This window comes from Sporomusa sp. KB1 (genome assembly GCF_007830295.1).
GTDB lineage: Bacteria > Bacillota > Negativicutes > Sporomusales > Sporomusaceae > Sporomusa.
Window position 1 is genome coordinate 229252 of sequence record NZ_VLKC01000002.1, and the last position, 15151, is coordinate 244402.

13 protein-coding genes are annotated in these 15151 nt (G+C 39.8%); 2 read left to right on the forward strand and 11 right to left on the reverse strand.

Translation table 11 applies throughout. The features are described 5' to 3' along the window. The first annotated feature begins 293 nt into the window (after nucleotides 1-293). Nucleotides 294-1706, forward strand: coding sequence for an amino acid permease (locus SALPA_RS04855; protein ID WP_145090382.1), 1413 nt, complete (start codon nucleotides 294-296; stop codon nucleotides 1704-1706). A 167-nt stretch (nucleotides 1707-1873) separates the two neighbouring features. Further along, nucleotides 1874-2470, forward strand: a complete 597-nt coding sequence (locus tag SALPA_RS04860; protein WP_145090385.1) for a polysaccharide deacetylase family protein — start codon at nucleotides 1874-1876, stop codon at nucleotides 2468-2470. On the opposite strand, the gene SALPA_RS04865 is transcribed toward SALPA_RS04860, so the two are convergent. The 11 genes from SALPA_RS04865 to pylSc form a co-directional block, all read right to left on the reverse strand. Next, a complete protein-coding gene (locus SALPA_RS04865) occupies nucleotides 2397-3356 on the reverse strand; it encodes a DMT family transporter (RefSeq protein WP_145090388.1) in 960 nt (319 codons plus the stop codon). The genes SALPA_RS04860 and SALPA_RS04865 overlap by 74 nt on opposite strands. A 565-nt stretch (nucleotides 3357-3921) precedes the next feature. Then, nucleotides 3922-4557 (reverse strand): B12-binding domain-containing protein, encoded by a 636-nt coding sequence (locus SALPA_RS04870; RefSeq protein ID WP_145090391.1) that lies wholly within the window; start codon nucleotides 4555-4557, stop codon nucleotides 3922-3924. A gap of 82 nt (nucleotides 4558-4639) precedes the next feature. Next, nucleotides 4640-6106: a trimethylamine methyltransferase family protein gene (locus tag SALPA_RS04875; protein WP_145090394.1), complete on the reverse strand. Its 1467-nt coding sequence runs from the start codon at nucleotides 6104-6106 to the stop codon at nucleotides 4640-4642. Between the two features lie 344 nt (nucleotides 6107-6450). Beyond that, a complete protein-coding gene (locus SALPA_RS04880) occupies nucleotides 6451-7911 on the reverse strand; it encodes a sigma-54-dependent Fis family transcriptional regulator (protein ID WP_145090397.1) in 1461 nt (486 codons plus the stop codon). A 522-nt stretch (nucleotides 7912-8433) separates the two neighbouring features. Continuing rightward, complete coding sequence (locus tag SALPA_RS04885) at nucleotides 8434-9231, reverse strand: methyltetrahydrofolate cobalamin methyltransferase (protein WP_145090400.1); 798 nt, start codon at nucleotides 9229-9231, stop codon at nucleotides 8434-8436. A gap of 140 nt (nucleotides 9232-9371) precedes the next feature. Beyond that, nucleotides 9372-10334 (reverse strand): DMT family transporter, encoded by a 963-nt coding sequence (locus SALPA_RS04890; RefSeq protein ID WP_145090403.1) that lies wholly within the window; start codon nucleotides 10332-10334, stop codon nucleotides 9372-9374. Nucleotides 10335-10427: 93 nt separating this feature from the next. Next, a complete protein-coding gene (gene pylSn / locus SALPA_RS04895) occupies nucleotides 10428-10751 on the reverse strand; it encodes a pyrrolysine--tRNA(Pyl) ligase small subunit (RefSeq protein ID WP_145090406.1) in 324 nt (107 codons plus the stop codon). 40 nt (nucleotides 10752-10791) lie between these two features. Next, nucleotides 10792-11610 carry a 3-methylornithyl-N6-L-lysine dehydrogenase PylD gene (pylD, locus tag SALPA_RS04900; RefSeq protein ID WP_145090409.1) on the reverse strand — a complete coding sequence of 273 codons (819 nt, stop codon included), beginning with the start codon at nucleotides 11608-11610 and terminating at the stop codon, nucleotides 10792-10794. 12 nt (nucleotides 11611-11622) lie between these two features. Then, on the reverse strand, nucleotides 11623-12807 hold the full coding sequence (gene pylC, locus SALPA_RS04905; RefSeq protein ID WP_145090411.1) for a 3-methylornithine--L-lysine ligase PylC: 1185 nt from the start codon (nucleotides 12805-12807) through the stop codon (nucleotides 11623-11625). Nucleotides 12808-12829: 22 nt separating this feature from the next. Next, nucleotides 12830-13972 carry a methylornithine synthase PylB gene (gene pylB / locus SALPA_RS04910; RefSeq protein ID WP_145090414.1) on the reverse strand — a complete coding sequence of 381 codons (1143 nt, stop codon included), beginning with the start codon at nucleotides 13970-13972 and terminating at the stop codon, nucleotides 12830-12832. Nucleotides 13973-14027: 55 nt separating this feature from the next. Continuing rightward, nucleotides 14028-14861 (reverse strand): pyrrolysine--tRNA(Pyl) ligase large subunit, encoded by an 834-nt coding sequence (gene pylSc / locus SALPA_RS04915; RefSeq protein WP_145090417.1) that lies wholly within the window; start codon nucleotides 14859-14861, stop codon nucleotides 14028-14030. Nucleotides 14862-15151: the final 290 nt, after the last annotated feature.

The following is a 15151-nucleotide window of genomic DNA, read 5'->3' on the forward strand; positions in this document are numbered from 1 at the left end:
AATAAGACATCATTTTTATTTTACAGCCTAATTCTCTAAATTCAACCTACATACTTAAATCTTTCTCACTAAAAGAAAAAAGCCTGACCAAGTTATTGTAAAGTAAATGCCGTCCCCGATTGACATATGTCAAGGTGACGGCATTTTGACGTTTACAGTTCTTCCCAGCGAGTGCATAATAAGCTGGAAATGAGGTTGGCGATACCTTCTGAATTAATTGACTAACCAAAAGACCAATTCATCAGTATAACTACTATTCTACTTTCAAAAACTAAGCCTAAAAGGAGTCTATAATGGCGATAAATTTAACAAGCTTTTTGAGGTTCAAAATTAGTAATATATGTGCCAATACCAACAAACCAGCGACTCATGGTTTTAACCAATCCCAGTTTATTATTATGGCCTTAGGGAATATTATTGGATCAGGTATCTTTCTTGCGAGTAGTACCGTAATTGATATTGCAGGTGTATTTGCCCCTATTGCATATTTTCTGGGCGGTATCATTATGATTTGCGAGGTATCCTTCATTACCGAAATGACTATTGCAAATCCCGCGCCAGGTTCATTTAAGGTCCATGCGCAACAAATCTTCGGCCGCTGGTGGGGATATATCATAGGTTGGATGTTCTGGACAAGCGGCGTACTCGGAATGGCAAGCGAAGTGACTGCCTGTGCACTGTTTACGCGTATCTGGTTTCCTTCCATCCCTTTGTGGATACTAAGTTTGATTTTCGCAGTGCTAGTGATCACAATAAATTTATTTGATGCCAAAGGCTTAAGCCGTGTAGAATTTGGGCTGGCCTCCATAAAAATTATTACACTCGTACTTTTCATAGTAGTAGGGATAATGATGGCTTTCGGCCTTTCGATAGGGTCTGCAAGTGAAAACTTTTCCCAGTTTGCTATAGTACTTACAGAACCACTATCGGGGATTAGCGGTATTTTCTCCTCCATGATAGTTGTACTGTTTGCCTACACTGGAACTGGTATCATCGGCTTAGCCATCACAGAAACGGAAAACCCCGAACGCACCGTGCCTCGGGCAGCTACAATTGTCTCTTGCACAGTCGTAGGCTTATATACAATCTCGACAGTGCTCTTACTTGCCTTACTACCAGGGCAGATACTCAATAATAATGTAAGTCCTTTTGTTTCCGTATTTAGCATGTTAGACATCCCTTTTGCTATAGATCTCCTAAACTTTATCTTGCTGACTGCAGCACTATCATCACTTAACGCTCAGATCTACAGTTCTTCAAGAATGCTTCTATCACTCGCAAAACATAATGAGGCTCCGAAGCAAATCGCATACCAAAACAGTAAAGGCGTACCCTCAAATGCTGTGCTGCTCAGCGGATTCACCTTGCTGGTTACTGTCTTTGTCTCTTATGTCCTGCCTGAAAAAGTATTCATATATACGGTAAGCGCAAGTGGTGTCCTTGCACTTATTAATTGGATGAGTGTTTCCGCCACTTACTATTTTTACCGAAGTGAATTATTAAAGAACTGCCCTGAAAAACTTAAGTATAAAGCACCTGGATATCCATACTTATCTTGGATAGTATTCAGCTTAATATTATTAATTTTAGCATCTGCCCCTCTGTACCCTGATCAGATTCCTGGGTTATGGGTAAGTTGTATCATTTTAATCCTAATATGGTTATCCTATTTGGTGTTTCATCGCCATCATAAGGAAAAGTCTTAGGCTCCGCCGCCCAATTTACAATGTCAGTAACCACATCCCCCTGACGCTCTTATCAGCTGTTCTAATGTTTTGGAATAAAAAACGAACAATCCGAAAAAACTAATTCGAAGTGCGTCTGATGCGTCCAAAATCGGGTAACACACTTTGATAAAAAGAGAGGATGACTGATGAGAAAGAAAAAAATTATCTATGTTATTAGTCTGCTGTTGTTGGTGATTTGTTCCATGTTTGCCTATTACACCCTCAAGAAACCGCCCGAAGTCGCAAAAGCCGCGGAAGATCGGTATAGGCGAGGACATAATATTCCTGGAAAACTCTATTGGGCTGGAAGTGCTCAAGATAAAGAGGTTGCCCTTACTTTTGATGATGGACCGGAAGAAGTGTGGACTCCTAAAGTTCTAGATATACTCAAACAAAAAAATGTCAAAGCAACTTTTTTTATTATTGGAAAGCAAGCCCAGAAGTACCCCGAAATGTTACGGCAAATCAATGCGGATGGTCATATCATTGGTAATCATACTTTTGGCCATGTTGACCTAACAAAATTGGACGCGCAACAGGTAGATCAGGAAATAGAAAAATGCGCTTTAATAATCCATGATATTATCGGCAAAACACCTAGACTTGTAAGGCCCCCTTTTGGTTTCCATAACCCAGACGTAGATAATGTTGTCTATTCTAAAGGCAAAATTATTGTGTTATGGTCCCTTGATACCGAAGATTGGACAGCTCTTCCGCCTGTTGGGCTAACTGCAGCCATATAACAGCTCCCAAGACTATTCCAATCCCTAGAATTTGCAACATTTTTAATATTTCGCCAAAAATCAAATATCCCAATATCGATACTGTAATAGGGTCGAAACTACTATATACAATTACTACCAGCCCAGGTTCCAGATAGTTATAGCTCTTTAACATGAGGTAAAAGCTTGTAACCTGTGGTATAAGACCGAATCCTAGAACAGCTAATAGAGCCGGTATTCCATACGCGTGAACATTAACTATAACTTCAGACACAACATCCCAGGGAGGATTCGTGAACGATAGACCAATGATGCCAAATAAATTTGTATAGGCTAAATACACATCCGAATCAATACCTATATCCAAAGCGTGCCTTACAAGAAGATACCCTGATGCGAAGCCAATTACCGTTAAGCCCATCCAAAAGAGTCCAGCAGCAGTTACAGTCATTGTTCCAAATACATCTAGCATTAAAGCAACTCCTACTATTACCGCTAACCCGGACAAAACCTTTACTGGAGTAATTTTATTTTTCCAAATAATTCTTGATACGATTATCACAATATAATAATTAAGGAAGGTAATAATAGATGCTACGGCTAGCGGAATACCTTTCCCCAGCGCAACCGCATAGCACCAGTTTGATCCAATAACACCCAAAAATCCAACAGCAATCAATACTAACAATTGACGCCTGCTTACCAATAATAATTGGCGATCCCTAAGAAAAGCCCTAATTGAGTAAAAGAACACCATCATCGCAGGACCAAGAATTGCTATCGCAGATTCTGTAAAGCCGTAACTAGACAATAGTTTAACAAATGTGCCAAAACTTCCCCAACACACGCCTGCCACCATGGCAATAAAAAAACCGATTAATATCTTACTTGATGAAATAACAGACATTTCCTAGTCCCCTTTTCTTTTGGCAAGATTCTTGACTCAAATATGTCTTTTCTCACACCTCCTTCTTTTCTAACTATTTAGGCCTAATTCAATCGTCTCATAGATGCGATCCATAATTTTGATTGGCATAAGTTCCAGCATATTTCTCTAATCTCCATTTCGGGATTTTGCAGGTACGACATTGGGAATTGCACGTATGTCCTAATTAAGCACCAAAGTAACACTGAGAATGCCTGTAAAAAACTAATCGATATTCCAAAGTCCCGTCGGTATGGAAAAACTAGAAATGAGGCCGCCTATAAGCAACTAAAAGCCTTTAGACGGCCCATTTTATACTAGAATTCAAACAAATTACGCGGTAAGCCTGCAAAAACTTCATGCAATAGCTGTCTTTCCCTCGTAAAGCCTCGGCCGCAATAAATACTGACCATAAATTTTTTATCAAGAGGATTCATACTCATTCCGTCAAGACCGCGATCAATAGGCATAATTTCAAATGTTCTATTTAAGGATTTGCGGTAAAGATTCTATCCTAAAGAGAATCACTAAATCAGAGCTTGAAGATTTACGCGCCAACAAGTTCTTTGCATAAATCGGTTGCTGTAATAGCATCTGCTGCATACGTATCAGCACCGATCGAAGTAGCGAACGTTTGAGTGACCGGTGCTCCCCCGACGATGACTTTAACTTTATCCCTAAGTCCTTCTTTTATGAGAAGATCGATAGTGTCTTTCATTGCAGGCATGGTCGTCGTAAGCAAGGCGGACATCCCCACAATATCCGGACTATGTTCTTTAACAGCTTCAATAAACTTTTCCGGAGCAACGTCAATACCTACATCAATTACTTCAAAACCACCACTTCGCATTATCATAGCTACAAGATTCTTCCCGATATCATGAAGATCTGCTTTTACTGTGCCTAACACAACTTTTCCTTTGCTGTGGATATTTTTACTAGCTAGTAACGGTTTAACAAGTTCTAGACCAGAATGCATACAACGAGCGCACATCAAAACTTCAGGAACATACATATCGCCGGCTTTAAAACGTACTCCGACGACATTCATTCCAGCAATTAAACCTTGATTAACGATTTCAACAGGATCGGTTCCGCTGGAAATTAAGGCTTGAACTTGATCTGTAACTTGGTCTAGGTTACCTGAGATTACGCTTTGTGCAAGGTCGTTAAATGTTGGCATTATTCTTGTCCTCCCTTAGGGCTGAATTATTATTTAAATTCTTAACCTTTTGTTTTACATAGAATTAAAGCAATATGATTCCTTATTTTTTAACACTCAATTCTCTTTCAACATCGTTGATTATATCTGCTAAACGTTTCTGAACATTTTTGGGCAAGGGTGCGGGGTTTTCATTATTAATTAATTCAGCAGCCTTCTCTCGCCCTTTAGTATCAAGGGTTTTAGAGCCTGCAGCTTCCCATACACTTGTAGGTTCCCTGTCAAATAGATCGGGCCAGACCTGGCAACTCCGCATATTCTTAAGAGTATGTTCGTGACTTAAGTACTCTCCTTTGGGGCCGATTCTTTGTATCAGTTCTAATGCTAGGGACTCTTTATTAACAGGAATACCCTTTAAAATGAATTGAATGGTCTTGAACATGTCGTTTTCTGTAACTATGGAGCCAAAGTCTACAGCCATACCCCCGGCCAGTCCGCCAGAACCAAAAATGATATTCGCACCAGCCAAAGCAGGAAGTAAGGAGCTAATGCCCTTTTCATAACCTGCTTGAACATCAGTTGTTTTGCTGTCGGTCCATGTACCAGGAGCAACGCAAGGTAAATTATAGAATTGTGCCATTCTAGCAATGGCAGCACCAAACATTGCGTGTTCCGCACAACCGGTAGCGGCGGCGGCCTTTCTCAAGTCCATAATGCTAGTACAAGAGCCATACCAGAAAGGGCAACCTTTCTTAACAATTTGAGTTAGCGTTAAAGCGGCTAAGATTTCCGCATTGTGAAGCGCCAAAGTACCTGCCAAGGTAACAGGACCGGTAGCACCGGCCAAGACCATTGACATTGCCATAACCGGTAGAGATGCTTTGGCGAATTCAATAATACAGGCTGTAACAGCGGTACTGAAGGTTAGAGGGCTTTTGGGGCAAGAACCGGCGGAGATCAAAGGCCTTGCTGACAATGCGTCCATACCACCAGCAACTTCCGCTGCCATAGCGACAGCAGCTTGGGCTGTTATCTTGTCAAATGTCGTTGCCATTATGTGTTTACGGGTATTATTGACATGTGCTTGGAGCGCATAAAGGCCTACCGTTTCTGTAGGCACATCATTGGGCATGATGCAATCCCAGCACATTACAATATTATCCAGTTGATCGATAAGATGCGCATAGTCTGCCAAATCTTTCTTGATGCTTGGTCGGTTTTTTCCTGTATTAAGGTCATTTACGGAAACAGCGATCCCTACGTTGGCAAAGCCTACCTTACCAATACCCAGCGGATAATCGAATTTCGGCTCCCTCCCCGCAAGAACAAAAGAGCTAGGGGCTGTAAAAATAGCCTCTTGTACCAACCATTTAGGAATCTTAACCAAGTGTTTATCGTGATCTACTTTGGCCCCAGCAGCAGCGAAATAATCTCTTGCATCTTGTTCCTCAACGTATATACCTGTTGAGGAAAGAATCTCTAGGGATGTTTCATGGATAGCCTCTAGCTCATAGTCGGAGAACATATTTCTCCCCCAAAAAGACCAGTTTTCTGATTGATGATATTGCATGTTTTTTCCTCCTTTATAAATGGATCTTCTGCTCGGCCCCTAATTTCTTAGCATTGGCTTAAAACTTAACTTTTGTCTATGTTTTCGCCATATTATTCCCCCTCTACATCAATAAGTCTTTATTTTCCTAACATTTTAAATATTATGCATAATCCATGCCAATACTAAAGTTTCCTCCTTGACAAAGCCTTAACTGCCTTAGGACACAAGCCTTTTCCTCGTTCTTTGGTGTTAAATGAAATAAAGAGAAAACCTGGATAACTGAATTTAAATATTTCAGTTATCCAGGTTTTCTCTTATATTATAGGACGAAATTAAATATTGCATGAAATATTTAATTTCAGTTAATTTATATTCGTTTTATAAGGAATTAAGTTTATTCCTATTTTTTTAATTCTATAGTGCAATGCCTGTCTAAAAATACCTAACTCTTCAGCTGTTTTTGTAATGTTTCCATTCATTTTTCGCAGAGATTCTTCAATCACCACTTTTTCGACGTTGGATAAAATATCGTGTAAGGTTCCATTATTATTACCTTTTAATAGTTCATTACTTTTTAGTTTTAGGATCCTTTCTCTAAAATAGGGTGGCAAATTTAACTTTGTTAATTGATTTTGCTTATCTTCTACAAAGTTCATAGAATTTTCTATAATATTCTGCAATTCTCGTACATTTCCGGGCCAATCATAACATTCAAAGTCTTCCAATAATTCTGGTGAAACTTTTCCCATAAATACACCATATTTTGCATAATGTTTTTTTATAAAGTGGGTGCATAAAATATTAATATCTTCTTTCCTATCTCTTAAAGGGGGAACGTATAATGTAGTAGTAGCTAGGCGGAAAAACACGTCAGATCGAAGAGCTTTTTCTTGTATCGCGACAAAAGGATCTACATTCATAGCACTAATAATTCTGCAATTAATCGGACGTTGCGTTGCCCCCCCTATTCTTCTTACCATTTTGTCTTGGATTACTCTTAATAATTTGGCCTGTAGCCAGAGGGGCATGGAATTTATTTCATCAAGAAATATAGTTCCATCCTCAGCCTGTTCAAATAAACCCTGAACGTCCGAGGCTCCAGTAAATGCCCCTTTTACGGTTCCAAAAAGTAGACTTTCTATAAGCGTATCCGGTATGGCTGCACAGTTAATGGGAACAAAATGTCCCTGCGCAAATATGCTAGCATTGTGAATCCCTTGAGCGAAAAGCTCTTTTCCTGTCCCAGTTTCTCCAATAATTAAAACGGGAGAATCCAGTTTAGCAACTTTTTTTGCTAAACTAGTAGCTTCTTGCATTTTGTGACTAATTCCAATTATATCGTCTAATACATACTTTGCACAGCTATTGCCTATTACTGTATTTTGTTTATATGCTGGCTTTTTTTTAATTTCTAATGTTTTTCCAATAAGCTCGTCAACCTGGTTGACATCATGACCTATAGTATACACTCCTGCTAATTTTTCTTTGTAATAGTATGGAAATGAACTACTAATAATTTCTACCTTACGTCCATTCGGTAAGCTATATCCGAAATACTGTTCCAATAAAGGATTGCCAGTTCTAGTAACGGTTGCCGTTATTAGAGCTTGAAAATTAAACCCAGGATACATCTCATCCTCACTTTTGCCTAAAACCTCTTCTCTCTTCATTCCCTCTGTATTTTCAACTTGATGATTATAAATAATTATATTACCTTTTTCATCCGTAGCATAAACTCCTTCATGGATAGAATCAATAATAGCTTTTAATAATTGGTTTTCTCGTTTTAATAACTCAAATTGTTCCTTCTCCTTATCGTTCACGAGGCACCTCCATCATGATAGAAAATAATTAGTGGATAAAGCTATGAATGTTCTTTTATGTTCATTTTGTTATTCTACCATAATATTCTAAACCCCTATACGCTTACACCGTTGTAGTAGGTTATGTCCTTTTTGAGCACTCACAAGTGAGTAGACTCCAAACGCTAGCCCAATACAACCAACCTCCGGATAAATTCGTGGTTAAGACGCTCAGAATTGTGGTACAGATGGGTTCCCATTGTAGTATTCCTTTTTACTTTGCGCTATGGTAAAAACCCCCGGCCGAATTAATTCGACCAGGAGTTGATGGGGATATCGCAATATAAGTAGTAACCGCCCTTCGTGTAGCAATTGTGGATTGTCGGAATTAGAAAGATATTCATTAATCCTGTGAATTCTATCGTCTGTTCCAATTCTTCAGGGCGAATACCAGTCTTGACTGCAATCCACCATCCCAAAATAATTTGGGTACATTTCTATTAGCACTTACTAGCCTTTGACGGCCCAATAAGGTTTTATAGACTAAAACTCAAACAATTTGTCGCGGTAGGCCTGCAGATAACTCGAGCAATAGCAGTCTTTCCCCCGTAAAGCCTCAGCAGCAATAATGCTAACCATGAACTCTTTATCTAGAGGATTCATAATCATTCCGTCAAGACCGCGATCTATAGCCATAATCCCAAATGTTCTATTTAAGAATTTGCGCATAGGCAAACCAAAGGAAATATTAGATAAGCCACACATGGTATGTACACCAGGATAATTATTCATAATCATCTCAATGGCTTTCAAAAACTCCACTCCATAGATATCATTCGTAGACAGCGGTTGTACAAGCGGGTCAACGTAAATTTGGTCCAATGACAATCCCTTTTTAACTAGCCGATTAATGAGCTCATCAGCAATCTTAACTCTAGCCTCAGCACTTTCTGGCATCCCTTCATCACTCATACATAAGGCAACAACCTTATGATCCGATCCTGCCACTAAGGGTATAAATACATCATATCTCTCTTTCTCCAGAGAGATGGAGTTTAGCATTGCCGGCCCTTTATGCACGCTTAATGCTGCCTCAATGGCTCTGGGGTCTGGGCTGTCAATACAACAGGGACCCTCTACTACCTCCTGGACAAGTTTAACCATCCATTTTAGATAATCGGCTTCTTGACCGACAAAAACCCCGGCATTTACATCAATATAGTTTGCACCGGCTTCATGCTCATTTTTTGCCACCTGCTGGATATAGCTGGCGTCTCCACTCTTAATAGCTTCTTGGATAGGCTTACGACTAGCATTAATTAATTCTCCCACAATAATCATTACATGTCACATCCTTTATTATTCTTTCCACCCCAACAAAATTACAGAGCAAACAACATCCTTGTATTATGCCATCTTCCCCCCATCTATGTTTCTTTAGTATTCTGTTGCTGCTAAGATACTAATGGTAAAGTTAAATACTATTCTACTAAGCTAACTTTATTCTGCTGTGCCAGCTTTCGTTCTTCCGCCTGTTCAGCTAACTGTAGCCATATAATAGCTCCCAAGACTATTATAATTCCCAAAATCTGCAGCATGGTTAATGTTTCACCAAAAAGCAAATAACCCAAAATTGATACGGTAATAGGATCAAAGCTACTATATACAATTACTACCAGTGCAGGTTCTAGATAATTATAGCCCTCTAGTAAGAGGTAAAAACTCGCGACCTGTGGTATAAGACCAAATCCTAAAAGAGCCAATACAGCGGGCAACCCAAACGCTTGAGTATTTGCTATAACTTCGGAAACTACATCCCAAGGGGGATTTATGAATGATAAACCAATTATCCCAAATAAATTTGTATAGGCTAAATAAATATCTGTATCAATACCTATATCCATTGCGTGTCTTACAAGAAGATAACCTGCTGCAAAACCACACACAGTCAAGCCCATCCAAAACAGTCCCGCTGCAGTTGCCGTTAGCGTGCCGAACACGTCTAGTATTAAACTAATTCCCCCTATTACCGCTATGCCAGACAAAATCTTAACTGGAGTAATCTTGTTTTTCCAAATAATTCTTGCTCCAATTATCACAAGATAATAGTTTAGGAAAGTAATGATAGATGCCACGGCTAACGGGAGCCCTTTACCCAGCGCAACAGCATAACACCAATTTGAACCTATAACAGCTAATACTCCAACAATAATCAATACTATTAGTTGTTGTCTGTTCACCAAAAACAGTTGAGGATTCTTGCAATAAGCTTTAATTGCGTAAAAGATCACCATCATTGCAGGACCAAGAATAGCAATAGCTGACTCTGTAAAACCATAATTGGTCATTAGTTTAACAAATGTGCCAAAAGTTCCCCAGAAAATTCCTGCGACCATGCAGATAATAAAACCAGTTAACGTCTTACTTGATGAAATAGCGGACATTTCCTACCCCCTTTTTTTTGTAAAAATATCTAGGAATCATTATGTTTTTTCTGCCACCTCCTCTTTGTCCTGATATTAGGCAGGAAGCTCATCTTATAAATGAGATCCATAGTTTTGATTGACATAAGTTCCTGCATATTTTTCAATTTTCCATTTTGGGATTTTGCAGGTATGGCAGGAATGGAAAAACAATTTATTGCGCAAGGAACGAGCAGCACGACTATGCCGCGAATTGTTTATTTGAAATTTTTCATTACAATGCGTAATAATTTCTGCTATATTTCCTTTAATAGTCATGCTTTTAATACCATGCAAGGTTCCGCTTCTGGATGGCCAAAGTTTAATCTTTTCCACTAGTTTAAAAAATTCCACATTTTTGCGGTAATACCGTTTCTTTTTTACCACACTTGAGGTCATACATCTCACTCCAATCGACCCAGGATTAATTATCCGTTTATTATAAAACTTCGAAAATCATAGTGGCTACCCCAATTTGCAACGGATCGTGAAGTACTCTTCCGGATAATTGCCTTCGGCTAACCTCCGTTATCCCTAAGGGGATACCGGGAGCTGCAATTACAGTGTCCCCGGTAATATACCTTGAATGAATAATGTCCTTTGCCGGAGAGGCATCTAGTATAATGCAATGCTTAGTCAAAGCACATTCCAAATCAGTTTCAACCTTTGCGGGATACCCCTCCCGAACTAGGTCATTTACTAATCTCTGGCTAGTTGGCAAACTTATATCATAAATTGAAACCAATGCTCCCAGCCGGGCAAGTGACCATGCAGCCCCCTTGCCTACTGCTCCCGCCCCAATAAGCAATACATGCTTATTCGCTAAACCATCACACATGCGCGCTAGACCAGCTATGTATCCTTTCCCTGTGGCTTCGCTATTGCTCACCATTGCTCCATTGCATAGATTAATTGCTACAAACTGATTATCATCAGCCGTAAATAAAATGTTAGCCCCCTTACTCATGGCTTCGTAAATGCCAGCAACATCACAGTTGGCAGTAGTAAAAGCAGTGAAGCTAAGATAGTTCAGGATGCTAGCCACTGACTCTGCAAAACCAGGAATAATCCCTTCTCCGCAGGTCATCGGTATCACAGCGACTTTTGGTCGTGGACTGAAGATAGTTTTTGCATTCCTATTGGCAGCACTTGCTGCGATTTCTCTCAAACTACAACCCGTTTTTCTAATGAGCTCGCTATCGTAATTTGTCAGCATAGTTGATATTTTACTAATGTCATCCTCTTTCAGCCGTGTCATAACTCCACTCCCTTAGACGCTTCTAATGAACTTACCATCATCTTCGAGGCCTGGATAACGATCAAAGTAATACTGACTCTGGCAGGATCTTCTGATTTTCTTGATAACATCATCCCTTTTTTTCCACGCTTCTTGTCTGTTTACTCCTGTAATAATAAGAGTTGCTACCCAATCCGTTTTACCCTTTGAATAATTCGTCAGTGCTTCATCTGCTCCAAAGAAAGGCGCACATAGTTGAAGTGGCCCTGCATTAGCCATAATATGTTCACCTGAAATCTCAAGCTGATCATCAAAAATATGAATATGTTCGTAAATTACGTCTCTCTTATTAGTAATATCAAATTCGTCCCAAACTTTACCGCTTACAAAAGCCTGTCCAATAATTTCCAAAATATTAATCCCTGTGGCGTGATAAACTGCGGTCGGAGTTTGACTTGGAATTCTGGCATCGATTTCGAGAACTTTTAACTGATCCTGATGCAAAATAACTTCCACATCCATGATCCCATTTAGCTTCAGGTAACTAGCTAAGCGTAATCCAATCTTTTCGAATTGTTCTCTAATTTCATCTGACAGATTTGCTGAGCCAATCACACGTTTACAGTCGTAACTACTATCCATATTAAGTTCTGTAATCTGCAACGCCTTGTACGTGCCTGCATAACCAATGACCTCTAGCGAATAGGATGGTCCCTCCAAATACTCTTCGACCACCCATTCTGCTGCTGCCTGCTCAGCTTGTAATCGTTGAAATTCCCGATGATTTTTTATTTTTAATACACCTTGACTCCCGCTTGCTCCAGAAGGTTTTATAATAACTGGAAAATCACAATTGGGCCACGGAGCAGGTGCAGGAATTCCAATATGAATAAACATTTCGTTTGAAATAATCTTTGAAGAAGAAATCGCATATGAGTGAGGATCAAAGAGCAACGGAACACCCGCATATTTTGTAGTTAGTACTAGGCTATTTAAAACTTCTTTGTTCTCTAGAGCGGGAATGACTAGATCAATTCTTTTCAAAAAGCGAATCCATTCTATGATTCTTGTGACATCAAGAGAGTAGTATTGATCACAAATCTCTGAAGCCAAAGCCTTAGGTTTCTTATCAACAACAACGACTTCCCAACCTGCTTTCTTCGCCAGATACGCCGCTTCAACCCCTTGAAGCTTTCCGCCTACAATTGCAACCCGCATTCTATTGCTCCCTTCCAATGCTTTAGTGATGCTGTACAATCCATTGCATATACGCTTCCTCACTCCTCTGGAGTTGCCTCTGCGAAGGAAAAACTCTTGCCAATCGCGCTAAAGCCCACTCCCTATACTCTTCCTTACTGGCCCGTACCAGCCCACGTTGTGCTAATATCGGTAATATTTTACTCACTGTTCGATTACCATCTTCTATATCAAGCTCTTGATTAGAGACTCCGGTCAGACCAGATTGTGGCGGAATAATTGAGGTTACAACATTAGCTCCGGCGTCAAGACGCTCAGCTAAACCATTAATGCCATCTACGTCTAGTGACGCTGGAATCAAACAATCCGGAAATACTAACCTCATTACTGCAATGATAAGCAATTCTCGGTCTCGAGGCAGTGATGGAATGTGCTGCATAGGTGTATCTTTTTGAGGAATAAAACTCATGACTCGTACCTGGTCCGCTCCCAGACTTTTCATGACTTCTAGAGAATCCACTAGGTCTTCGTCGGTTTCTCCTACACCGGTAAGTAAACCCTCCTCGACAAGATAGCCCATCTTTCGAGCCGCTTTTTTACGTTCCATCCGTTCATCATAACTTTGTCCTGGCCTAAGCTTATAATATAAGTCATGATTATGTGTTTCCTGGTAACAGGCATACCAATCGGCACCAGCCTTTTTAAAATTTCTCAGGACCTCTTCGGGGGCAACACCCACAGAAATCATAACCGGTATCTCTGTATTTTTTTTAATAGCCTTTACTGTTTTGACTAACGACTCAAAGCCCGCTTCACGGTCATTATAATACCGAGGATCTTCTCCCATCGTTAAATCCAGCAAGTGCACTCCTGATTTTACCAACTGCAAGGCCGTCCCCATAATTTCCTTATCTGTTTTATGATACCGATGTAACGAGTGGTTTGATTTACGATATAAGCAGAAATTACATTCATTACGGCAGTACGTAGAAAAATAAACAAAACCATAGAGAAATATTCTGTCCTTAAAATAGCGACTCCGAAGCCGCCTAGACATTTCAAATACTTTATAAACATCATTTTTATCTGATAAACCAAGCAAATACAACAGTTCCTCACGCTCTAGTGGAAATTCCATAAAAGCCTTATCCAGAATTCTGTCTAACGTAAAAACGTGCTGTGCCATTATCGTAAAGTCACCTTCTTCTCTTTAAAGCTTAGTTACTATATATACGCTATTCTTAGATATTTAACCGTACCCCGTCTAAATAGCTAAGACTTCTGCCCATACTTTGAACATTTTGAGCTCCTTCCTTAACCATTAGCAAACGTTCTAGGCCAAATCCAATTCCTACCCAAGGTTCAGTAATTCCCCATTTCTCATCTAGAACATGCGGTCCCATAGCACTTGAACCTAATTCGATACCCTTTATTACATCCAAAGTGTCGCCATAAACGACCGAGTTTGTTACTTCCAACTTATAATCATCAATACCAACAGTACTCATAACTAGAGACACAATTTCTGCCAGTCGCTGTTGTCTCTGACTAACTTCTAAACCCAATTCTGTTACATTGAGCATTGTAAATTCATTCAAATGTAGACCGCCCTGAGATTCTTTACGATAGCATGTGCCGATTTCAAAGATACGAATAGGCGGTTCCCATAAGCGAAGTAAGTCTTTCCATAATGTATATAAATTTGGTGCTAACATTGGGCGTAAACACCTCTTTGAATCAAGCCAAAAAACTTGGGAAAAGAGTGGATGCTCATCAGAGATAGACATTTTTGCTAGCGATCCTTTGGATATAATATTTGGCGTCACCACTTGAACAAATCCCTTCTGGTTGAGAGCCATAACAAGCTCCTGTTCAAGCACACTAAGTGATGGGCGTTTCTTACTCTTTTGTAGTTGACTCAAACGCCGCTTACTACTAACCACTAATTGGCGCTCTAATTCCTGAAAGACCTGCTCCCGTTCCCGTGTGGATTCAAAACATTGCTTTTGCTGCATTTCACTAGCATTGAGTTCTTTTAACCTTTGCTTTTGGATTATCGTCCAGGTAATAGCCAACTAGGTTTCCCCCCTTACGTTTGTTGGCGGGGAGTACGGGAGTTTCACCCGCCTACGCGAATTTAGAGTCCACGCGATCAATCCGATCCACCCCCCATATGCCATTTGCCTGATCACTTTCTAATGCAAAATCAATGCCAATATCGTCCAAGAACAAACAAGGAGCAATCATTTAAAGATTGCTCCTTGTTATTATTTATCAGTAGTAACAGATATCTTTCTTATATAATGTCGGCAAAGTACTATCCGCAACGTATATTTGTCAGGTTTTTTCACACTATTCTCAGTAC